Source organism: Acinetobacter sp. NIPH 284 (assembly GCF_000369425.1).
GTDB lineage: Bacteria > Pseudomonadota > Gammaproteobacteria > Pseudomonadales > Moraxellaceae > Acinetobacter.
This window is the reverse complement of sequence record NZ_KB850011.1, coordinates 205158-228290: the sequence shown is the minus strand read 5'-3', so window position 1 is coordinate 228290 and position 23133 is coordinate 205158. Positions and strand designations below refer to the sequence as shown.

Below are 23133 nucleotides of genomic sequence, written 5' to 3'. Positions count from 1 at the left end.
ATCAACGACTAATTAACATCTTTGAATTCAATTTTCTTTTGATCAGGTTGAACTTCTCTCGCTTCGCCATCAATAATGGTTGAGTCACGATATTGACCACCACCTTGTTGTTGATTCTGCATGTCCTGCATTTGACGCATGAGATCAGCAAATGGATTCTGACCAGCAGCATTACCACCCATCATTTGATCCATCATCGCCTGTTGACGCTTTGCCATTGCTTTCATCAACATATTTCTAAACGCTGCTTGAACTGCAGGAATTAAAACCAATACAGCCAATACATCAGAAATTAAACCAGGAATCATTAACAAGAAACCCGACATTGCAATTGCTAATTTTTTAGTAACAGCAGGATCAGCTCCAAGTTGACCTGTCATCTGCATTTGTTGCAATTGCGGCATAATATTAGATGTACTAGAACGAACGAGATTCAAACCCACGAAAAAAGTTATAACAAACCAAAAGAATACGTACCACATACTCCCAACAAGGTCGCCCACGCCGATCCATACTAATATCTCAGCAATTGCGCCAAACACTACGATAAGAAGTAGATTCATGTCAAAGTTTCGTCTATCTCAAAAATTAGAAAATAAATACAGTGATTATACTTTTGGTTAAAGCCAAAACGAAAAATATTACTGCGATATTATAATTGATGGGTACAAAAGTAGATTTATCAAGGTCTATCTTTCATTTAGATGAGAAAAGCTTTCAAATTGGTAGATACCAACTTGAAAGCAAGAACTTATTTCACCAATTAACCACAATTTGCGCTAAGAATTTTTTTAGATTGCGGATCAATCATTACCGTCACTCGATTTTCACGGTAATCCATTGTTACGGGCTGATTTGGTCCTACACTGCGCACAATTTCGGACTTGGTTTTTTGCTTAATTTGCTGTTCGGTTAAACCAGACTGCCCTACAAGTTTTTGTGCTTCATCAGCAACACATTTACTTTGATTTGCACGGAAAAATACCCATTCCTCAATCACTTGCCCATTAGGCAATTTACAATATCCAGCCTGACCATTTGCCTCATTGCGAATCTCAAGCTGACCTCCTTGTTCAACGCAGTATTGGCTTGCAGGATTTGCCATACCAATTTTAGGTGGAGTAACATCCTTGCTGGGTGTTAAAGAACACGCTGTTAATGTAGTAAGTGCTAAAGCTAAAAATAGAATTTTCTTCATAATTTGAAATCTTGCAAAAATTTAAAGATAACAAATAAATCAAAATATTATGTCTATTACTTGAAACAAAAACCCCAATTTCAGATCAACAATACATAATAGATAAGTCTATAAACAATCGGTTTTTTTGTCATTTATAAGCTCCTCTAAATTCAAAATTATTGAATAATGATATATTCAACACGAATAGCCTCATCAATCAAATACTGATCCTTAATCACATAGAAATAAGGTTTGTGTTCAAGCCACTCATCGATTGCTAAAATGGCATTTGTATACCCAGTCAGAGCTGAGAAATCTTTTATTTCAATGGCATCCATAGGCTTACCCTTTTTTCTTAAGCCTAGCATAGAGTGAATATTTAGATATAGTTTAAAATTCAATCTTAATCGTCATTTTTATTGATGTTATAAGGCTTTGTTGCACAAAGCTATTCTTGAAGGCTTCTTCAGCAATATAATTTCTAGTTGAAGAAGCCTGTGACTAAAACCTACCGTACAACTAATGTTTGAATTGGACAGCACCAGATTACTCCACCCTTTGTAGACGACAAAAGCATATTGATATTCCGAGCCGACAAATCTTTTTAGATCGAGATGCACATGCAGTCATTACTACTAGGAAGCATGCAAAGCTTTGGAAAGATAAGAAATTGAGATATTTAGAGAGAGGAATGAATTATTAAAAACAGTCAAACGGGTAGGTAAGTCACTTTGGAAAAAATGGTCTGGTTATCATCATCGAAGTTTAGTGGAAACCAAAATGGATTGCATCAAATTATTAGGTGATAAATTCACAGCAAGGAGTTTTCCTAGTCAGATGAATTAGATTCATACACATGTATAAATTTTTAATAAATTCAAACAATTATACCACCTTCATATCCAAGTTATCACTTGAATTTAGCTCAATTAGGGTAGCATTGTCTTTCAAACCTTTGTGCAACAAAGCCAATATAAATTATAACGTTGCAGTAATTCTAGAGTTATTTTTTTATATGAGAGAAAAACAGCTATAATTCCGAGCAAAATGCTTGGTTGAATCTTAGTAATTATATTTTTAAAATAATTCCTTATTTTTTATATGCCTTTTGCATCATGATTACTGAATTACTCTCTCCTGCTGGTTCACTTAAAAATATGCGTTATGCTTTTGCTTATGGAGCAGATGCAGTTTATGCAGGACAACCACGTTACAGTCTCCGTGTTCGTAATAATGAATTTGATCATGAAAATTTAAAAATAGGAATTGATGAAGCACATGCATTAGGCAAAAAATTCTATGTTGTTGCTAATATTCAGCCACATAACAGCAAACTTAAAAATTTTATTCGTGACATCGAGCCAATTATTGCGATGCAACCTGATGCATTAATTATGTCGGATCCAGGCTTAATTATGATGGTTCGCGAACATTTCCCTGACATGCCTATCCACCTTTCGGTACAAGCCAATGCGATTAATTGGGCAACTGTAAAATTCTGGAAAGACTATGGTTTAAGCCGAGTCATTCTTTCTCGTGAACTCGCATTAGAAGAAATTGAAGAAATACAGAAAAATGTACCAGAAATTGAACTTGAGGTTTTTGTACATGGCGCGCTATGCATGGCCTATTCAGGACGATGTTTACTCTCAGGTTATATGAATAAACGAGATGCAAATCAAGGCGCATGTACCAATGCTTGTCGTTGGGAATATAAAATTCACGAAGCACAAGAAGATGCCAATGGTGACGTGATTCCTGTTCAGCAGATAGAACCATCCAAACAATGCTGTTCCAATAAAGTTCAAGATGATCTAGTTCAAAGTGTTTTAGTACAACGTAATGATGAAGAAATGTTTGCGGCTGAAGAAGATGAACATGGTACTTATTTCATGAACTCGAAAGACTTACGTGCCATTCAACATGTTGATCGTTTGACTCATATGGGAATTGCTTCACTTAAAATTGAAGGACGAACAAAATCCTATTTTTACTGTGCTCGAACAGCTCAAATTTATCGTAAAGCAATTGATGATGCGCTATCAGGTCAACCATTTGACTCAAGTTTAATGGATCAACTTGAAGGTTTGGCAAATCGTGGTTATACAGAAGGATTTTTACGTCGCCATGTGCATAGCGATTACCAAAATTATGAGGATGGTTCATCACATTTCGACTATCAACAATTTTGTGGTGAGGTAATTGAACGCAACGGAGATTATGTTCGAGTCGAAGTTAAAAATCGGTTTTTAGTTGACGACACTCTTGAACTCATGACTCCCAAAGGTAATCTTGTCTTCACTTTAACTGAAATGCGTGATTTAAAAGGTCATCCAATCGACAATGCAAAAGGTTCTGGACATATTGTGGAAATCCCACTTTCAGCAGATATCGATATTACTTATGCCTTATTAATCCGTCATCTTCCACACGCCAAAACGCAGTTAAAAACTGATGCACTTGCATATTCGGCAGATTAAATATGGCGCTATTCATTACCACAGCATGTATCAACTGTGATATGTGCTTGCCAGAATGCCCGAATCAAGCGATTTATGAAGGTGCAAAAATCTACGAAATTTACCCACAACGTTGCACTGAATGTGTCGGCTTCTACGAATCACCCACATGTATTGCAGTTTGCCCTATTGATTGTATTAAACCCGATCCTTTACACATAGAGAGCAATGATCAACTGCAAATTAAATTTAATAGTTTAAATTTATTAGGTAATTAGAGGCTTACACAATATAAATGAATCACTCAATCGCATATCAATCATCGATTATCATCTCTAAAAAGAAAGTAATATTTACGGACTTAGGCAAAGCACTGGCACCAAACTTGCTTTTTAGTATTACGTTTTTAACAATTAGAGAAATTTGCTCGGCTTGTTGATTATCATAAGGCTATTGAAACTGTCGCACCTCATGTTTGAATTCGCCCTCAAGATACACAAATCATCTTTACTCGTACTGGAACACATGCTGAATTATTCAAGTAACATCAATACAAAAAGATTCAACCGAAAAATTGAATTCTTTTAGCTAGCTTCAATAAATCATCACCATAAAAAAACACCCCAAACCAAAGTTTGAGGTGTGTTTAAAATTTTATTTAGCGAAACAAATTACGCAGCATAAACTGGGAATTTAGCGCACACTGCTTCAACTTTCGCTTTCACATCAGCAATCACTTGTTCATTACCTTTACTGTCGATAATGTCGGCGATCCAACCTGCAAGGTCACGAACTTCATCTTCACCAAAACCACGAGTGGTTACAGCTGGCGTACCAATACGAATACCAGAAGTCACGAATGGAGAACGTGGGTCATTTGGAACAGCGTTTTTATTTACTGTGATATGAGCAGCGCCTAACCATGCATCAGCATCTTTACCCGTTACATCTTCTTGTTTAATTAAAGATAATAAGAATAAATGGTTATCCGTACCACCAGATACAACATCATAACCACGAGCGATGAATACTTCAGCCATTGCTTGAGCATTCTTAACAACTTGCTGTTGGTAAGTTTTATATTCAGGTGCCATAGCTTCTTTAAAACAGATTGCTTTAGCAGCAATTGCGTGCATTAAAGGACCACCTTGGTTGCCTGGGAATACAGCTGATTGAAGTTTCTTCTCGATTTCTTCGTTTGCTTTTGCAAGAATTAAACCAGAACGTGGACCACGAAGTGTTTTATGTGTAGTCGTTGTCGTTACATCAGCAATTTGAACTGGGTTTGGATAAACACCAGCAGCAACTAAACCAGCAACATGCGCCATATCAACAAAAAGGTAAGCACCAACTTTATCCGCGATATCACGGAAACGTTGCCAATCTACAACACGGCTATAAGCAGAGAAACCAGCTACGATCATACGTGGCTTATGTTCTAAAGCTAAACGCTCAACTTCTTCATAATCGATTTCACCTGTTTCAGGGTTTAAACCGTACTGGATCGCATTATAAGTTTTACCAGAGAAGCTAACTTTAGCACCGTGAGTCAAGTGACCACCGTGAGCCAAGCTCATACCTAATACTGTATCACCAGGATTAAGAAGCGCTAAGTAAACTGCTGAGTTTGCTTGTGAGCCTGCATGTGGTTGTACGTTTGCATAATCTGCTCCAAACAACTCTTTCGCACGGTCAATTGCAAGTTGCTCAATAACGTCAACATATTCACAACCACCATAATAGCGTTTGCCCGGATAGCCTTCTGCATATTTGTTAGTAAGTTTCGAGCCTTGAGCTTCCATTACAGCTTTAGAGCAATAGTTTTCAGAAGCAATTAACTCGATGTGAGCTTCTTGGCGGTCGCCTTCCGAAGCAATTGCTTGAGCTAATTCTGGATCAAATTCAGCAATAGAGATATTGGCAAACATTAGCGGAGGGTCCTATAAATTAGGGCTTTTAAGCCGTGCTAAAGATTGGTGCGAATTATAGCATGAAGTTTGCTGTTACAGAGCTTGATATTTATTTAATTATTCGTGAATTTTACTCACATTCCACTAATAATTTTATTCTTCTAGAGTTAATTAATTCCTTTTATCTAATTTTAACATTTCTATTGAGAATCGCACAGCTCAAACCCTGAAAAATAGGGTTGAGCTGTATGTTATTACTTATTGTTTGACGATTTGGTTAGATGGTAAAAGGATATTAACGTCTTGGACAATTTTTCCAATATTTGTGGAATATGCTGTTGTATGATCCCATTCTCCGACTCTGTAATTAGAACTAGGAATTGCAGTTCCTACAGATTTAGCTGAGTTAACCAAAAAATCAGTCACTGGTTTAGGTACTGTTTTGTCTAATGTCCCTTGATAAATAATAATTGGAGTCGACACTTTCTTCTGCAAAGGTTGAGAATCTGTGGCTAAAAAACTTGTAACACTTGGAATTGACATAAAGTTAGTTTTTGTACGTGGATAACCCTCAAGAGTCTTATTTTTGTCTAAATAAATCCCCATTGCATTACCTAAATTTTGACCTAAGGCCTGATAGCAAACTGAATTTTCTGAAGAAGTTTCAGCAGTTGCTGCTATTTCATCTGTTGGAGAATTAAAGACATCACTAAATTTTAAGCTTGGATACTGATTTGTTAAACCAGCAGTAATTAAGGCAGTAAATGTATCTAAAGGAGCTAATATGTTTATTTTCTTAATTGGATTAGGTTCTTTATTTGCCTCACTTTCACCGCCAGCTAAAATTAAAGCTAGATTTGACGCAGGTGCTACAGCAACAGTTCCTTTATAATCAAGCTTCGCACGACTTGCATATTGAGCTGCACCTAATGCCGATTGACCACCTTGAGAATGTCCTACTGTCATCCACTGACCATTTGTTTTCTTATTTAAACTTGTTAAATAAGCGCGTGCAGCAACCACAGCATCAGTAATTGAATAAGCCTCACTTTTAACATTTAAAAATGGATGAGCATCAAGCCCACTTGGTTCACCCAAACCTTCATAATCTGGAGCAACTACAACGTAGCCAGATTCAAGTAAAGCTTTTAATAAAACTTCATTCTCACCCAATCCTTGTTGACTTGGGGCGCATTTATCAGCAACACCGGTTGTGCCATGTGCCCAAACGACTATCGGCCAACCATTTTCTGGTGGTAAAATTGAAGCCGGCGGTGTGAAGACAAGCGCTGTTGCCAATACTTCTTTATCATTAACTCCCAACATTTTATAGGTCATTATCACGCTATCAGATGACGCTGCAGCCATACCATTAAGTTCATAGTTTTTAGGAATTCCAACAACAGGGTCTTTGATATTATTTTCAGGAATCTCAGGTTTAGGTACAAAAACTGTCGATTCATTATCGTCGCCACCACAAGCTGTCAAAAACAAAGTCGTGCTCAGCATTGCAACCGTTAATAGTTTAATTTTCATTTAGTTTTTCCTTAACTATCTTCTTTTTTGATTTTGTCCTTAGATGTTATTTTTCTAAGGCAATTAAATCCATAACAATTACGCCTATTACAAAATTGTTTCAAGTATTTTTTTATATCCTTTTATATTTGCTTTTTATTTGCGCAATACACTACTAATTTATTTAAAATCCAATCAATCTAAGCATGATTAAGCACAGCTCATCCTAAATTTCTTGTAAGATAAAAAGTCTGAGAGACTATCCTACCCAATTAGGTTCAACTTTATGCAAGCCATTATTTTAGATACGGAAACACATACATTGAATGGTTTGCCTATAGAAATTGCTTATGCGCCAATTGAAATTGAGCATGGAAAGCTGAGCTTAGATAAGAAAAAGATTTTTGATCAGCTGTATCAAGTTGGTCAACCTATCTCTTATGCCGCGATGGCGGTGCATCACATATTAGAATCAGACCTAGCTGATCAACCTTTTTACAGTGAGTTTCAACTGCCTGAACAAACCCAATATATTATCGGTCATAACGTTGATTACGATATTACAGCTATTGCAAAGTGCGGCGTAGATACATCAAAAATTAAACCAATTTGCACTTTAGCACTTGCACGTCGTGTTTGGGAAAATGCGGAAGCACATAATATTTCAGCCTTAATTTATCTGATCTCCAAGGGCAGTGATAAAGCTAGAGAAATGCTCAAAGGTGCTCATAGAGCTGATGCTGACATTATTTTAACAGCTAATATTTTGATGCATATCATTCATCAATTAAACATTGAAAATATTGAACAGCTTTATATAGCTTCAGAAGAAGCTCGTATTCCGAAGAATATTACTTTTGGTAAACACAAAGGTACTGCGATTCAAGATCTTCCAGCGGATTATATCCAATGGCTTTTACGCCAAGACGATCTTGATCTCTATTTACGTAAGGCATTGGAAACAAAATTAGTTAGATAAGCCCTCTTAGAAAATTTTTTAAATTATTTTCCAGTCATTTCAATCAAGACAATGATATTTAATAAATTGTTAATATTATTGTCATTTTTTAACGTTATCTTAATCCTCATGCTAGATCTTGGGCTTGTGGGGATTAAGAAATGTCTAATTTTTTCAAAACGGAACTCGGGCAAAATGCCCTGCAACAACGTGATAGTGCTTTAACTCCACGGCAGCGTCGTTTATTGCTTTTGATTGATCATGAAGATTTTCAAGAACTTGATCATGGATATAAAGAAAGAATAGCACCTACGGAATTAGTTCAACAACTGATTGATATGGGCTTATTAGCACATCAACAACCCGAATCCATACATATTGAAGAAGAAGTCACATCAGAAGAGAATCATACTTCTACGATAATCTCACGCATTCAACCAGATCAAAATAAAAACATATCTAATCTAGCAGAAAATCTTGAAGCAGAAATTATTACCTTAGAAAAACTTCCTTTTATTGAAATCCAACAAGTTATGATTCAAACCTTAACAACTTATTGTGGTTTAATGGCGAGACCATTAATACAAAAAATACAGATAATCAAAAACCTACAGCAATTAAAAGCTTGCCAAATGCAATGGATTACTTTTCTACAAGAATCACGAATTCCACCAGCACAATTGAATCAAACATTGAAGTTGATTAATTATTCAGTACAGCATTTGCAAACATAATTGAAATATTTTGGCAATTAAAGTTCAAAATCGTTGTTTTAATAAACAATAGATCGTATTGATTGCGTCTTTATATTTACCTATATGTATTTTTTGCCTATGATGTGCCACACATGTATGCGCTCATAGCTCAACTGGATAGAGTACAGGTCTCCGAAGCCTGTGGCGTGGGTTCGAGTCCCGCTGAGCGCACCAGATTCCTTTTTCATGGCTTCTCATAACTTGTCAAAAGCGTTGCAATACAACAATTCTTAATTTAATTTATTATCAATTCTTCTCATGCTTTCTCAATGATTACCGCAATCAATACGGTAAACCTTGCGGTAAGCCTTAAATTACTCAAAAAAGTTACCGCAAAAATGCCAAAACAAATCGTTGGCTTTTCTCTATTATTAATTAGCTGTATTTATTTAATTACTTTTTTAATAAAAATTCTTCTTTTTCAAAATCAATTTATCGTTAAGTCTTAAGCTAGCAACAAAAGTCTTAAAAGCTACGCTCTATTGCTTACGATTATTTTGATAATCGTACCTATAGTTGATGCGATACTTAAAACTCTAATAGTTTGATAATAAATAAAAAATTTAATATTTGACAATTTAAAAGTAGATCATTTTACAAAATTATCGAATTAATCGTTCTATTTCTAAAACGCCAGAAACCTATTTTTCTACTTGGTTTATTTTTTCATATCACTCAAAATAGTCGTTCTATTTAACAACGTGAGACGTTCATGACTGATGCTTTGGTGTTGAGCGATTTGTCCAAAACTTATCGTAATGGTTTTCAGGCGTTAAAAGGTATTGATTTGACCGTACCTGAAGGTGAATTTTATGCATTATTAGGTCCTAATGGTGCGGGTAAATCTACAACGATTAGTATCATTAGCTCTTTAACCAAAAAAACATCGGGTACAGTGGAAATCTTTGGGCATAACTTAGATACCCATCCATCCCATGCGAAACAATGTCTTGGTGTTGTTCCTCAAGAGTTTAACTTCGGTCAATTCGAAAAAACTTTCGATATCTTAGTGACACAAGCAGGTTATTACGGCATTCCTAAAAAACATGCTGAACAACGTGCTGAATATTATTTAGAAAAACTCGGTTTATGGGAAAAACGTAATATTCAATCACGTATGCTTTCAGGTGGTATGAAGCGTCGTTTAATGATTGCACGTGCCATGATGCATGAACCTAAGTTGCTTATATTAGATGAACCAACTGCGGGTGTAGATATTGAGTTACGTCGTTCAATGTGGGATTTTCTCACTGAAATGAATGAAAAAGGCACATCAATTATTTTAACGACACATTATTTAGAAGAAGCTGAGATGCTTTGTCGTCGCATCGCAATTATTGATCGTGGTGTGATTAAAGAAGATACCACCATGAAAGGCTTTCTTAATCAACTCAATGAAGAATCATTCATCTGTGACCTCGCTGAACCTATTGAAAATTTGCAACTGGATATCATCGGCTTCAAATTTAATTTAATTGATCCAATGACATTAGAAGTCACTATGGACAAGGCGCATAACATGAATGATCTGTTCCTGATCCTGCAATCACAAAATATTCAAGTCAGCAGTATGCGGAACAAGTCCAATCGTTTGGAAGAATTATTCGTGAAAATGGTCGAGAAGAATCTTGCTGGAGCGAATCAGTGAACTTTAATCAATTAAAAACAGCACTTTGGACTTTGGTTGTTAAAGAAATTCGCCGTTTCATGCGGATATGGCCACAAACTTTGTTACCACCAGCAATCACAATGAGCCTATATTTTGTGATTTTTGGCAACTTAGTTGGCTCTCGTATTGGCGAAATGGGCGGCTTTAGCTATATGCAGTTTATTGTGCCTGGCCTGATCATGATGGCGGTAATTACCAATAGCTATGCCAACGTTTCATCAAGTTTCTTTAGTGCTAAATTTCAAAAAAGTATTGAAGAACTCATTATGAGCCCTGTGCCATTACATTTAATTCTTTGGGGTTATGTGATTGGTGGCGTATGTCGCGGTGTATTGGTTGGTCTCATTGTAACCATCATGAGTTTATTCTTTACTCACTTAGAAATTTATAACCTATTCGTGACTATATATACTGTCATTATTACTTCACTATTATTCTCGCTTGGTGGTTTCATCAATGCGGTTTATGCGAAGTCATTTGATGATATCTCTATTATCCCGACTTTTGTATTAACTCCACTTACTTATTTAGGTGGTGTCTTTTATGCGATTAGTGCGCTTAGCCCATTTTGGCAAAATTTATCTTTAGTCAATCCAATTGTATATATGGTCAATGCTTTCCGTTTTGGCATTTTAGGGCACAGTGACGTCAATGTAACGTTCTCACTAAGTATCGTTACCCTATGCTGTGTTGCGCTCTATGCAGTTGCTTATCGTTTATTAGCTCGTGGTTCAGGAATGCGTGAATGAGTGTTGAACATTCTTTATTGGGTAAAGACACCCAATACCCTACTCAATATCAGCCCGATGTTTTATTTCCAATTGCTCGCGCTGAGTCTCGTCAACAGTATTTGCATGTTGAAGGAATTACACAAGGTAAAGACTGGTGGCATGTATTTGAAATTTCATGGCTGAATCATCTTGGTTTACCACAAGTGGCGATTGGTCGTTTAACCTTACCCGCCAACTCCCCCAACTTAATTGAATCAAAGTCACTTAAACTTTATTTCAATAGCATGAACTTTACTCAGTTTGAGTCTCAACAAGCTTTTGTCGAAACGGTTGAACGTGACTTATCCAATGCGGCGGGTGGAAAAGTTGAACTACAATTATTCCAAGTTGATGATTTAGAAATTTCTAAACCGCAGGGGATTTGTATTGATGATCTCATCCCTGAGCGTCTATCTGAGCATCCAGATTCAACTCTATTAAGGTTAGATCCTGCGACCCAAGAAAGTGTTGAAATTGAACTTTACTCTCATCTTTTAAGAAGTAATTGTCCAGTCACAGGACAACCAGATTGGGGTACGATTTTTATTCGTCTGCAAGGTAAAAAACCTTGTTATCGCAGCATATTAGCCTATATTATCTCGTACCGTCAGCATAACGGTTTTCATGAGCAATGTGTTGAACAAATATTTGCGGATATTTGGCAATTGCTTCAACCTGAAAAGCTGATGGTCTATGCAACCTATACACGCCGTGGAGGCTTGGATATTAACCCATGCCGTGTATCAGACTTGTCATGGATGCCCGAGCCAATTCGCTTGGCGAGACAATAAAACGAATAAATTTGATATAGAGGAAATGTTTCAATGACCAGTTATTTCGGTATTCTTCCATCAGCAGGTTTGAGTCAGGATATTCAACTTGCACAGGCTAGCCGTAACAGTAAAGAACCACAATACCCTTTACGTGACAAAATCTCTTTACAATTGTCGGATGAATTACTAGACAACATGCTGATTAAGCTGGTTCAACAATTTCCGCCAAGTGATAAGCGTGACACTACCGAGAAGCTTGCAACTAAAATCCGTGGCATTGTTGAGACTTTACTTAAACAGTTATTAGGCAAGGCACCAAACGAGCAGGTTCTTGAATCGTTGTCGTTTATGGAAAAAAGCCTGTTTACTGACAATGAGGGTCAACAACGTCTTGGTACGGTTCTGCCTGATACGCTGGTCGCTGACATGAAGAAAAGCTTTGCAGAAGTCGCTGCTGGAAATGGCAAGGCACAACGTGATGCATTAACCCAGCAATTTAAAACTTTTGCTGATGCATTGATTCAACACTTCATGACCGAATTTAACAAAACGCTGGGTCTGGGCATGATGAAACGTGGTGTTGCCAGCGTTGCAACCAGTGGTGTCGAAACAGCCGTTCATGTTGTGATCAACAAGCTCATCCCAGGTTTAAGCCAAGGTGAACTTGAAGTATTTGCAAAACATTTTGATCAGTTATTGGTTCAAAAGTAATTCGCCAAATGATGCAGAAGCGATGGTCATGGAACCATCGCTTTTTATTAGGTGCATGCAATATAATATTTAATATATAACATTGATTTATAATAATTATTTAATATAATTCATAGATAACAGATGATCATTCCAATTATAAACTGGATACTTATAGATCTCACATTTTCTAAATTTGCACGCTCTAAATCCGCATTTATGTTAGCATTCGCGAAGCCTTGATTTACCTGATTTAGAATCACATGTCCCCAAGCTCACAATACAAATTTTTACGTCAAGCACCTCGTGATGGCTTAAGTACAGCTGCACAGCCCTCTCGTTGGCAACAATTGCATATCGACCCTTGGCTTTGTTCTTTTTTGGTTTTAAATGCCTTACTTGGACTCACAGTATTATATAGTGCTTCTGCGCAAGATGTCGGACTAGTCAGTAAGCAAGCAATGAGCTTTGGGATTGGCTTTATTGTTATGTTTAGTTTGGCTCAAATCCCCCCAAAGGTATATCAGGCATTTTCACCCTATTTTTATGTGTTTGGTGTACTTTCCTTAGTGGCAGTCGTCATTTTTGGCGAAGTCCGTATGGGAGCACAACGTTGGATTGATATCCCTGGCTTCGGCAGTGTGCAACCCAGTGAATTTATGAAGATTGGTATGCCAATGATGATTGCTTGGTTTCTATCACGAAAAGCATTACCTCCGAGCCTTTCACAAGTTGTACTGTCATTGATGTTGATTGTCGTACCTTTTCTACTTATTGCAGAACAGCCTGACTTAGGTACATCACTACTGGTTCTGGCCAGTGGTATTTTCGTACTATTTTTAAGTGGTTTATCTTGGCGACTCATCGCTGCAGCAGCAGGTCTAGCCGCAATTATTATTCCAATTGCTTGGGAATTTTTACTACATGATTATCAACGTCAGCGTGTTCTTACATTATTAGATCCTGAGGCAGATGCTCTTGGCACAGGTTGGAACATTATTCAGTCTAAAACTGCGATTGGCTCAGGAGGATTCTCAGGTAAAGGGTTCTTAGAAGGCACCCAATCTCATCTACATTTCTTACCTGAAGGCCATACCGACTTTATTATTGCCGCTTATTCTGAAGAATTTGGCTTAATTGGCGTGACACTGCTTATTATTCTTTATTGTGCAATTATCTTTAGAACATTCCAAATTGGATTGCAGAGCTTCCATAACTATGGTCGCTTGGTCGCAGGCGCATTTGGTTTGTCATTTTTTGTTTATGTATTTGTAAATGCAGGTATGGTCAGTGGTATTTTACCCGTAGTTGGTGTGCCTTTACCCTTCATGAGTTATGGTGGGACGGCAATTATTACCCTGATGTCTACTTTTGGACTGGTTATGTCTATTCATACACATCGATAATGAGGAATTTTATAAACATATGTTTCTTCCTAATTTAAATAAAACTTTTAAATTGCTTGGTTTGAGTGCCAGTTTATTTGTCAGCAGTAATTGGGCTCAAGCAAATGAATTTTATACACATCCGAATTACTTTGCTTTTAAGCAGAAAGCAATGTCAACTTATAATTTAACGAGTGAACAAATTGATGCAGCCATGAGTGGCGCTAAAGATTTACCTAATATTCTCAATATCATGACTCGCCCAGGCGAAAGTAAACCTTGGTATGAATATCGTTCAATGTTTCTTGTTGATGGCACTATTCAACGCGGGGCAAACTTTAAAAATCAATATCAAGATGCGTTGAATCGTGCTGAACAGCAGTTTGGCGTACCTAAAACAGTCATTCTGGGCATTTTAGGTGTAGAAACAGGTTATGGTGCGAATAAGGGCTCTTTCGTCACTAGAGATGCGCTTGCAACACTCGCTTTCGGTTATCCTCGTCGAGCAGACTATTTTAGTGATGAATTAGCCGCCTTGATCGCTTGGACGTACAAAGAAGGTTATCCAACAAATAGTATCGTTGGTTCATATGCAGGTGCTATTGGTTATCCGCAATTCATGCCAAGCAATATTCAAAAGTTGGGCGTAGATTATGATGGAAATGGTCACATTGATTTAAGAAATTCAGCAACAGATGCTATTGGCTCTATTGCGAACTATTTAGCTCAACATGGTTGGCAGCGCGATCGACCAATTGGGTTTCCAGCCCGTTACTTAGGCAACAACCCTGATAGTATTATTTCCAAGGATTTAACCAAACCTATTCCCTATGGAGAATTGAAAAGACTAGGGGTTTCCCCTGTTGACCCTTTGGTAAAAATTGATGATTTAGACTTAGTCAATGTCATTCAATTACAAGACCAATTTGGTCCAATTTACTATATTACTTATCCAAATTTCCAAGTGATTACGACTTATAATAAAAGTCGTATGTACGCAACAGCAGTATGGTTATTGGGCACCGAAGTAGCTAGTCGATAGACTAGCTTTTTTATAACATTCTGAAAAGTCAATAAAAAAATAAAGCAAAAAGATCACATATTCAGCAAAAAATATATTTTGTTACAATATTGATTATTTATTAACCACAATCTGTAAGTTTTTACCCTTTTTGTAACTATTTATCGTTAAAGACTAGACACACTTCGTAAGCGATGAATATTATCCACTCAAGTAAAGTAATTGCAAAAGTGAATAATTAGACATGTGCACTATGTTTCAAAGTTATTTTTTGAAATAAAAAAGCATGTTCTCTAGGAGTTTATACAATGCAGTTTTCGCTAAAATATATTCTAGCGCTGACGGCAGGCTTGAGTTTAAGCCCGTTACATGCGGAAATGGTACAATCGACATCAATGAATAATGATGTGGATGGTTCTAATTTAGCTGCCCGCGTACTAAGCAAAGATTCTCAAAATTTTAATTCGCGTTTTTCAAACGTTAATAGTCTTTCAATCACTGAGCGTTCAGGTGACCAAATCCGTCGCCAAACGATTGCTGCAAAAATCGATATTCCTGAAGATGAGCCTTCAGTGATTGAAAAACTGAATACTGTTGCTTCGAACACAGTTCGTAAATTCAGCCAAAGTGGCGTTGCATCTTGGTATGGACGTCAGTTTCATGGTCGTAAAACAGCAAGCGGTGAAACATTCGATATGAATGGATTAACTGCAGCTCACCGTAGCCTTCCTTTAAACTGTTATATCCGTGTAACAAATAAAGACAACGGCAAGAGTGTTGTAGTAAAAGTAAATGATCGTGGTCCATTCCATGGTAACCGAGTACTAGATTTATCTTATGGTGCTGCAAAGCAACTTGGTATGTCTGGTTCTGGTACTAGTAATGTGAGCATCGAGCGAGTTGATGGGCCAAGTTCTTAATAACTTAGTTTTACACTCTCCAAAAAAAGCCACCTAGTGTGGCTTTTTTTATTATGAGACAAAAGAATTTAGAAATTACAGTTATTCTTTGGAGCAACATCATATCCGCGAATGATTTTGACCCTTTTTATTTAATTCGTTATATTGAGCAAATAAAAATGAATACAGTAAAGGAATTAACATGAAGTCAATTGATACGTGGTTTGATGAGTATAGTGACAGCCATCAAAATCAAACCAATAAAAAAATTCATTGGGTTTGTGTCCCAGCTATTCTTTTTTCAATTATTGGTATTTTGGCTCATTTTAGCACTCTACTCACCGCTTTGCTTCTTGTACTCACTTTAGTATTTTATGCTCGTTTGGATATTGTTTTGGCTGTTGCAATGGCTGCACTGTTAGCCGTTATGGCGTGGCTCATTATTATTTTACCTGTAGGCGTAGGATTCTATATTGGTGTCTTTGTGATTGCTTGGATTGGCCAATTTTATGGTCACAAAGTTGAAGGGAAAAAGCCTTCTTTCTTTAAAGACTTACAATTCCTCCTCATTGGCCCTGTATGGTGCATGGACGCTTATTTAGCTAAAGTCCTACCTAAATGGAAATCTCGTCAGAAATTAGCGCTTACAAGCTGATTGAGAACATGCAAATAGAATGAGTGATAAAGGGAAAATATCATTGATATATTTTCCCTTTATATTTTAACCATCCGTCAATATGTTTTCTTTGTGGATCATGATGAGTCCAATGAATCACACCGCCTTTTGGGTTATATTCATATTCACCAAAAAACTCAAGCTGATCACCTTTTTTAAGCCCGTCTATTCTTGGGGCTAAATCAATATTATGTGCAATCAAAACCGTTAAACCATTCTCAAGTTTAAGAATAATTTTCTGATGTTTTGAACCTTGATTGTCATCTGGTAAAACCGCTTTCACAATACCCTGCGCTTGAACTTGAATATTGCTTCTTTGCTGCTGATAAGCCTGCATGATCTTGTTTTGATCATCGACAGAAATATTAGTATCTGAAACTGAAGTTTGTGTGGTGCTGCTAGTAATTCTAGTATTTTGCTTTTCTTTAAAATCGAAACTCAAATAAGCTGCAAGCAACAAAATGATTACTACAAGAATTAGATTATTTATTTTAGTTTTCATCGCAAATTTCCTGACCAAATCCAGATAACAAAATGCCAATCAAGTTGATTGGCATTTTGTTGCTTATCGAACTAAATCCATCGCCATTTAAAATAAACGATTCATACCATTCAAAGCTGCTACACGATATGCTTCTGCCATCGTTGGATAGTTGAATGTCGTTTCAACGAAGTACTTCAACGTATTGTTTGGACTATGCATCACCACTTGCCCAATGTGAATAATCTCTGCCGCATTATTACCAAAGCAGTGAATACCTAGTACTTCTAAAGTATCGCGATGGAACAAGATTTTTAATTCACCGACAGTATCACCCGTAATTTGGGCACGAGCTAGATGACGGAATGAAGCCTGACCTACTTCATAAGGTACTTTTTCTTCAGTTAATTGCTGCTCGTTCTTACCAATTGAAGAAATTTCTGGGATTGTATAAATACCTGTTGGTACATCTTTAATTGGCTTAACATTTTTCTCACCAACCATATTTGCACCTGCACAACGCCCTTGGTCATAAGCAGCCGACGCAAGTGATGGCCAACCAATAACATCCCCTGCAGCATAGATGTTATCAACTTCAGTTTGGTATTGATCATTGACCATCAGCTGACCACGGTTATTCGGTGTTAGACCGACATTTTCCAAACCAAGACCATCTGTATTACCAGAACGACCGTTGCACCATAAAATGGCATCAGCTTTAATCTTCTTACCGCTCAGCAAATGTAAAACCACATGATCATCAAAGGTTTCTAAGCGGTCAATTTGCTCATTATGTCGAATCAATACGCCTTGTTCACGTAAGTGATATGACAATGCATCTGCGATTTCATCATCAAGGTAGCTTAAAAGCTTTTGTTGAGTATTGATCAAATCAACTTTATGGTCTAAACCAATGAAAATCGAGGCATATTCGCAACCGATCACACCAGCACCATAAATAATGATTTTTTGAATTGAATAATCCAAATCAAGAATTTTATCTGAATCAAATACACGCGGATGATTGAAATCTAAACCTTGTGGTTGATAAGGACGACTACCTGTTGCAATCACGATTTGCTTACAAATGATCGTATCTTTGATTCCGTCCTGACCAAAAATCAAAACCGTATTTTTATCTTGGATATAAGCACGTCCATGAAACACATCAATTTTGTTGCGATCATAGAAACGTGTATGCGTATCAACTTGCTGTTGAATTACCTTATGTGCATTACGTAGCACTTGTTTCATGGTGAATTGTTTCCACTCACCGACCTTTTGAAACATTGGGTCACGTTGATATCGAATAATACTTGATACTGTTTGACGTAATGCTTTACTCGGAATTGTTCCTACGTGAGCACAATTACCACCAAGTTGATCACGTATATCAACGATCGCTACACGTCTACCTGCTTTAGCTAGCTTCATTGCCGCGCCTTCACCAGCTGGGCCAGAACCGAGAATTACTGCATCAAATTTTACAACATTCCCACCAACGACCTCTTTCTTACGTGGCATTCAAAGCTCCTTTGTCTCTTCGCTATTTACTTCTATAAATATGATAACTAATATGCTATGGCTTGATGTATTTCTCAACCATATATTTTTATATATTCACATTTTCAAAATGAATACCTAATTCATCCTACAAACCAATAAATTTGACTATAATAATCGAATATCTCAAGCAATAGGTTGTAGAAAATAATATGTCTGAACACCGTAAACCTGAACAGGGCATAAAACTTCGTGGCGCAGAAAAAGTCGCAAGAATTCCTGTAAAAGTTATACCTACGGTTGAAGTGCCTCGTAAACCAGACTGGATTCGCGTCAAAATGACTGCACCTGAAGAGGTTCAGCGTATAAAAACAACTCTACGTTCGCAAAAACTCCATACTGTTTGTGAAGAAGCTGCCTGCCCTAACCTGCCTGAGTGTTTTGGTGGTGGCACTGCTACTTTTATGATCATGGGTGATATTTGTACTCGCCGTTGCCCGTTTTGTGACGTGGCGCATGGTCGGCCAAATGCATTAGACCCTGATGAACCACGCCACATGGCTGAAACCATTTCTAACTTAGGTCTTAAGTATGCAGTGATTACTTCTGTAGACCGTGATGATCTATTAGATGGTGGTGCTCAACACTTTGTGGATTGTATTAAAGAAGCTCGCGCACTCAGTCCAAAAACTTTATTAGAAATTTTAGTTCCAGATTTCCGTGGGCGTATGGATATTGCCTTACGCATCATGACCGAATGTCCACCCGATGTTTTCAATCATAATATCGAGACTGTTCCTCGCTTATACAAAGCAATGCGCCCAGGTTCTGACTATCAACATTCTTTAAATCTTTTAAAAATGTTTAAAGAATACTGTCCTGACGTACCAACGAAATGTGGTTTGATGGTTGGGATTGGTGAAACAGAAGAGGAAGTGATTGCTTTACTCGATGATCTTCGTGCGCACGACGTAGATTACGTGACTATTGGTCAATATCTACAACCTTCTAAACAGCATGCACCGATTGATCGTTTTGTGACACCAGAAGAGTTTGAGCGTTATGCTGAACATGGTCGTAAATTAGGTTTTAGAAATATTTGGTCAGCGCCGATGGTTCGTTCGAGCTATTTCGCAGATCGTCAATATCACGGCGAACGTGTTCCAGCAGTACGACGTAAAGTCGATCCTGCAAAAAAAATCACAGTACAAACTGTCGAAGCGTAAGCAATAAATATATCGAAATCGAGAGAGTTTTAAAATTCTCTCGATTTTTTATTTTTGAGTTTTAAAGATTATATTTTTTCATAACAATTACTAATAATTTAGAGTTTCTTAGCTGCCGTGAAGTTGGTGTGAATAATTACAACTCAAAAACTCAAATACGAAAAAATCACTTAAAAACACTAGTTTACTTTCAAGTTTGCCCCACTTAATCTAATAAAAGTAATTATAAGATTTTTAAATTATTCATTTAAAAATAAAAGTCGAAATCTTTTTCTAAGGCTAGACCCCCATTACAGCAATCCAATAACAAGAAGCTCAGAGTTAATAAATAACAGGGAATCTTTCTCAAAAGCTTCTTATAACCAAAATATGTATCAGGATAAACGACTATGAATAAACGAGCATTAACTTTGACCGCAGCAACTCTGGGTAGCCTAATATTATTGGGTTGTAATAATGATTCTAACAACGATACAGAAACTACAAATACTCATACAGGTGACACATTAATCTTAACAAACAACGGTATGATCAGTTCAATTGATCGAATGATGCCAAATAAAATCGTGTCAAATCTTAAAATTACAGGTCTACAAACAGATGATGAACTCGTTGGAATCGATTATCGCCCGAAAGATGGAAAACTTTATGCGGTGGGATTATTAGGTAATATCTACACTTTGAATCCTGCAACTGGTTCAGCCACTTTTATAAAAAAATTAATGGCTGACCCTACTGATACGACTGATGGAAATGCAGCATTTACTAAGATTTTAGGGGATGCGAATCTGATTACTGTGAACTTCAACCCAGTCGCAGATCGTCTACGAGTCATGACCAACACAGGACAGAATTTACGAATAAATGTTGATACTGGTGCCACAATTACAGATGGCACCCTTAGTTTAACTGCTAGTAGCCCAGCAGTCATTGCAGGAGCATACACCAATGCATTTGACGGTACTGGCTCAACCAAACTCTATAGTATTGACCAAAATTCTGATCGAATTTATATCCAAAATGCGAATGCTGGAACATTGGGTGTTTCAACTGCGTTGGGAGCAGATATAAACATTAATGGCGGTGGTGGATTTGACATCGATCCTGTGAGTAACGTCGGCTTCGCAGCGCTAAAACTCAATACTGGTGGTTATAAATTCTTTCAACTTAATCTAGCAAACGTAGGAACAAGCAATGATGCCATTTTTGCATCTGGTGACCTAAATAGTAACTTTAATAGCATGGGAATTCGCGGTATCGCATTAAAAAGAGCAAGTGATGCCACCGCTCAAGCTTATGGATTGACGGCCAATAATAAATTATTGAACTTTGCTTTGAATAATCCAAATGCGGTTATGGAAAAAACCATCACAGGTTTACTCGTTGATGAGAAATTTATTGGAATTGATTACAGACTCAGAACCACTACGACCAATTCTGGAAAACTTTATGGTCTTACCAATAAAGGGAATTTGTATACGATCAATACAGACACTGGTTTAGCAAGCCTTATCACTGCACTCAAACCTGCGACGGGTAGTAGTTTCACAACATTAGATGGTACAAGTTTCGCAGTTGATTTCAACCCTACAGCAGATCGACTCCGCGTAATCAGCAATAATGGACAGAACTTAAGAATTAACGTCGATACTGGCGATACTATAAAAGATGGTGATATTAATGGGATTTCTGATGCTAAAGTCACTGCAGCAGCATATACCAATAGTTTTGCAACACCAGTTTCAACGCTTGCTACTGAACTATTTGATCTTGATCAAACAGGCAAAACTCTCACTAAACAGAATCCACCAAACGCAGGCACATTAAACCTGATCGGTAATTTAGGAGTCAACTTAGGTATAGATAATGGCTTTGATATTGCGGGTGGTGATAATGGCTTAGCTTTAGCAGCAGTCTCAGGTGCTTCTGGACCTTCTGTGTTATATCGTATAGATCTAAATAGTGACACGACTATTACAACTCCAAGAGCACGTTTAGCAATTAATGTGGATGGAACACCAAATCTAGCAGCTTCAACTATTGGTGGTAACACGACTCCACAAGTCATCGACCTAGCGATCTTACTTAAATAAGCTGAAATCAAAAAAACCGCATCATTGATGCGGTTTTTTATTTTTGCCTATAAAATTTAAGCAATATGTTTTTGTACGATAATCGAACCAACCGAATATCCTGCACCAAATGAAGAGATCACAGCATATTCGCCATTATTGACTTGCTCACCTGTACGATGCATCGCAATAATTACACCTGCTGAAGATGTATTGGCAAACTCATCTAAAATAATAGGTGCGCGTTCTAAATCAGCTTCTTTACCCACAACGAGTTTTAAAATGAGTTCATTCATATTGGCATTGGCTTGATGTAACCAGAAACGCTTCACTTGTTCAGGAGTTAATTCAAGTTTTTCTAACTGTGCAGTAATGATTTTTGCGACCAATGGACATACTTCTTTAAAGACTTTACGACCATCTTGGCGGAACAATTTGTCATCAACCACAGCATCTTCACTGCGGTTTAAGAAACCAAAGTTATTACGAATGTTATTTGAGAATTGAGTAAACAAATGAATATCTAAGATTTCATAGCCTGATTTAGTTTCAGTCTCTTCGATAATTGAAGCCGTTGCAACATCACCGAAAATGAAATGTGCATCACGGGTACGGTAGTCTAAATGACCTGAGGTAATTTCAACATTGAGTAATAATACACGGCGTGCGCCACATTTCACTGCATCATAGGCTTGCTTCAAACCGAATGTTGCAGCAGAACAAGCCACATTCATGTCATAAGCATAACCTTGGATGCCCAAAGCTGACTGAATTTCAATTGCAACCGCTGGGTAGGCACGTTGCATATTTGAACAAGCTAAGATGACAACATCGATATCTTCTGCGGTAACACCTGCATTTTCCATCGCTTGTTTTGCAGCAATGACGCCCCACTCCGCTTGAAGTGAAAGCTCATCATTACTACGCTCTTGTAAACGTGGACGTAAGCGTTTTGGATCAAGAATACCCGATTTTTCGACCACATAACGACGTTGGATACCAGAAGCTTTTTCAATAAATTCTGGGCTTGAACCACGCAATGCTTCGATCTCACCTGCTGCAATTTTGTCAGCATTTTCTTGATTAAATTGTTCTACATAAGCATTTAAACTTTCAACCAACTCTTCATTAGAAATAGATTCGGTTGGGTGAAATAACCCTGTACCTGTTATACGAATGCCCATGTAAAAC

22 protein-coding genes, 1 tRNA gene and 1 pseudogene are annotated in these 23133 nt (G+C 37.3%); 16 read left to right on the top strand and 8 right to left on the bottom strand.

Going from position 1 to position 23133, the window contains the following annotated elements:
• Positions 1–8: 8 nt before the first annotated feature.
• From F908_RS07050 to F908_RS16090, 3 genes are all read right to left on the bottom strand, one after another.
• Complete coding sequence (locus F908_RS07050; protein WP_005159693.1) at positions 9–563, bottom strand: FxsA family protein; 555 nt, start codon at positions 561–563, stop codon at positions 9–11.
• 200 nt (positions 564–763) lie between these two features.
• A complete protein-coding gene (locus F908_RS07045; RefSeq protein ID WP_005159689.1) occupies positions 764–1198 on the bottom strand; it encodes a putative hemolysin in 435 nt (144 codons plus the stop codon).
• A 158-nt stretch (positions 1199–1356) separates the two neighbouring features.
• Entirely contained in the window at positions 1357–1518 is a 162-nt protein-coding gene (locus F908_RS16090; RefSeq protein WP_005159687.1) for a hypothetical protein, read from the bottom strand.
• A gap of 254 nt (positions 1519–1772) precedes the next feature.
• On the opposite strand from F908_RS16090, the pseudogene F908_RS15495 reads away from it, so the two are divergent.
• The 3 genes and pseudogenes from F908_RS15495 to F908_RS07035 form a co-directional block, all read left to right on the top strand.
• Positions 1773–2044, top strand: a pseudogene (locus F908_RS15495) (IS5/IS1182 family transposase); the annotation flags it as partial.
• 251 nt (positions 2045–2295) lie between these two features.
• Complete coding sequence (yegQ, locus tag F908_RS07040; RefSeq protein ID WP_005159686.1) at positions 2296–3660, top strand: prephenate-dependent tRNA uridine(34) hydroxylase TrhP; 1365 nt, start codon at positions 2296–2298, stop codon at positions 3658–3660.
• A gap of 2 nt (positions 3661–3662) precedes the next feature.
• Positions 3663–3917 carry a YfhL family 4Fe-4S dicluster ferredoxin gene (locus tag F908_RS07035; RefSeq protein WP_005159685.1) on the top strand — a complete coding sequence of 85 codons (255 nt, stop codon included), beginning with the start codon at positions 3663–3665 and terminating at the stop codon, positions 3915–3917.
• A 393-nt stretch (positions 3918–4310) separates the two neighbouring features.
• On the opposite strand, the gene glyA is transcribed toward F908_RS07035, so the two are convergent.
• Both glyA and F908_RS07025 read right to left on the bottom strand, forming a co-directional pair.
• Positions 4311–5567 (bottom strand): serine hydroxymethyltransferase, encoded by a 1257-nt coding sequence (glyA, locus tag F908_RS07030; RefSeq protein WP_005159681.1) that lies wholly within the window; start codon positions 5565–5567, stop codon positions 4311–4313.
• 240 nt (positions 5568–5807) lie between these two features.
• Complete coding sequence (locus F908_RS07025; protein ID WP_005159677.1) at positions 5808–7085, bottom strand: alpha/beta fold hydrolase; 1278 nt, start codon at positions 7083–7085, stop codon at positions 5808–5810.
• 265 nt (positions 7086–7350) lie between these two features.
• On the opposite strand from F908_RS07025, the gene F908_RS07020 reads away from it, so the two are divergent.
• From F908_RS07020 to F908_RS06970, 11 genes are all read left to right on the top strand, one after another.
• Positions 7351–8043 carry a 3'-5' exonuclease gene (locus F908_RS07020; RefSeq protein ID WP_005159674.1) on the top strand — a complete coding sequence of 231 codons (693 nt, stop codon included), beginning with the start codon at positions 7351–7353 and terminating at the stop codon, positions 8041–8043.
• Between the two features lie 140 nt (positions 8044–8183).
• Complete coding sequence (locus F908_RS07015; protein ID WP_005159671.1) at positions 8184–8756, top strand: hypothetical protein; 573 nt, start codon at positions 8184–8186, stop codon at positions 8754–8756.
• A 119-nt stretch (positions 8757–8875) separates the two neighbouring features.
• Positions 8876–8951, top strand: a tRNA-Arg gene (locus tag F908_RS07010).
• Between the two features lie 538 nt (positions 8952–9489).
• Positions 9490–10425: an ABC transporter ATP-binding protein gene (locus F908_RS07005; protein WP_005159668.1), complete on the top strand. Its 936-nt coding sequence runs from the start codon at positions 9490–9492 to the stop codon at positions 10423–10425.
• Positions 10422–11195, top strand: coding sequence for an ABC transporter permease (locus tag F908_RS07000; protein WP_005159666.1), 774 nt, complete (start codon positions 10422–10424; stop codon positions 11193–11195). Before F908_RS07005 ends, F908_RS07000 begins: the two co-directional genes overlap by 4 nt.
• Positions 11192–12007 carry an NADPH-dependent 7-cyano-7-deazaguanine reductase QueF gene (gene queF / locus F908_RS06995; RefSeq protein ID WP_005159665.1) on the top strand — a complete coding sequence of 272 codons (816 nt, stop codon included), beginning with the start codon at positions 11192–11194 and terminating at the stop codon, positions 12005–12007. Before F908_RS07000 ends, queF begins: the two co-directional genes overlap by 4 nt.
• Before the next feature lie 33 nt (positions 12008–12040).
• Entirely contained in the window at positions 12041–12700 is a 660-nt protein-coding gene (locus tag F908_RS06990; protein WP_005159664.1) for a hypothetical protein, read from the top strand.
• A gap of 242 nt (positions 12701–12942) precedes the next feature.
• A complete protein-coding gene (rodA, locus tag F908_RS06985; protein ID WP_005159663.1) occupies positions 12943–14085 on the top strand; it encodes a rod shape-determining protein RodA in 1143 nt (380 codons plus the stop codon).
• Between the two features lie 19 nt (positions 14086–14104).
• Positions 14105–15106: a lytic murein transglycosylase B gene (mltB, locus tag F908_RS06980; RefSeq protein ID WP_005159661.1), complete on the top strand. Its 1002-nt coding sequence runs from the start codon at positions 14105–14107 to the stop codon at positions 15104–15106.
• Between the two features lie 287 nt (positions 15107–15393).
• Positions 15394–16005 carry a septal ring lytic transglycosylase RlpA family protein gene (locus tag F908_RS06975; RefSeq protein WP_005159659.1) on the top strand — a complete coding sequence of 204 codons (612 nt, stop codon included), beginning with the start codon at positions 15394–15396 and terminating at the stop codon, positions 16003–16005.
• Positions 16006–16186: 181 nt separating this feature from the next.
• Positions 16187–16639, top strand: coding sequence for an Mpo1 family 2-hydroxy fatty acid dioxygenase (locus F908_RS06970; RefSeq protein WP_004662548.1), 453 nt, complete (start codon positions 16187–16189; stop codon positions 16637–16639).
• A 40-nt stretch (positions 16640–16679) separates the two neighbouring features.
• Here F908_RS06970 and F908_RS06965 read toward each other — a convergent pair whose 3' ends face one another.
• Positions 16680–17162, bottom strand: a complete 483-nt coding sequence (locus F908_RS06965) for a DUF3465 domain-containing protein (RefSeq protein WP_005159657.1) — start codon at positions 17160–17162, stop codon at positions 16680–16682.
• Positions 17163–17249: 87 nt separating this feature from the next.
• Positions 17250–18665, bottom strand: coding sequence for a Si-specific NAD(P)(+) transhydrogenase (sthA, locus tag F908_RS06960; protein WP_005159656.1), 1416 nt, complete (start codon positions 18663–18665; stop codon positions 17250–17252).
• 191 nt (positions 18666–18856) lie between these two features.
• Between sthA and lipA the strand changes: the two genes are divergently transcribed.
• Entirely contained in the window at positions 18857–19870 is a 1014-nt protein-coding gene (gene lipA, locus F908_RS06955) for a lipoyl synthase (RefSeq protein WP_005159655.1), read from the top strand.
• 389 nt (positions 19871–20259) lie between these two features.
• Positions 20260–21963, top strand: coding sequence for a DUF4394 domain-containing protein (locus F908_RS06950; protein ID WP_005159654.1), 1704 nt, complete (start codon positions 20260–20262; stop codon positions 21961–21963).
• Between the two features lie 56 nt (positions 21964–22019).
• Here the strand turns inward: F908_RS06950 and F908_RS06945 are convergent, their stop codons facing one another.
• Positions 22020–23126, bottom strand: coding sequence for a beta-ketoacyl-ACP synthase III (locus tag F908_RS06945; protein WP_005159653.1), 1107 nt, complete (start codon positions 23124–23126; stop codon positions 22020–22022).
• Positions 23127–23133 lie beyond the last annotated feature (7 nt).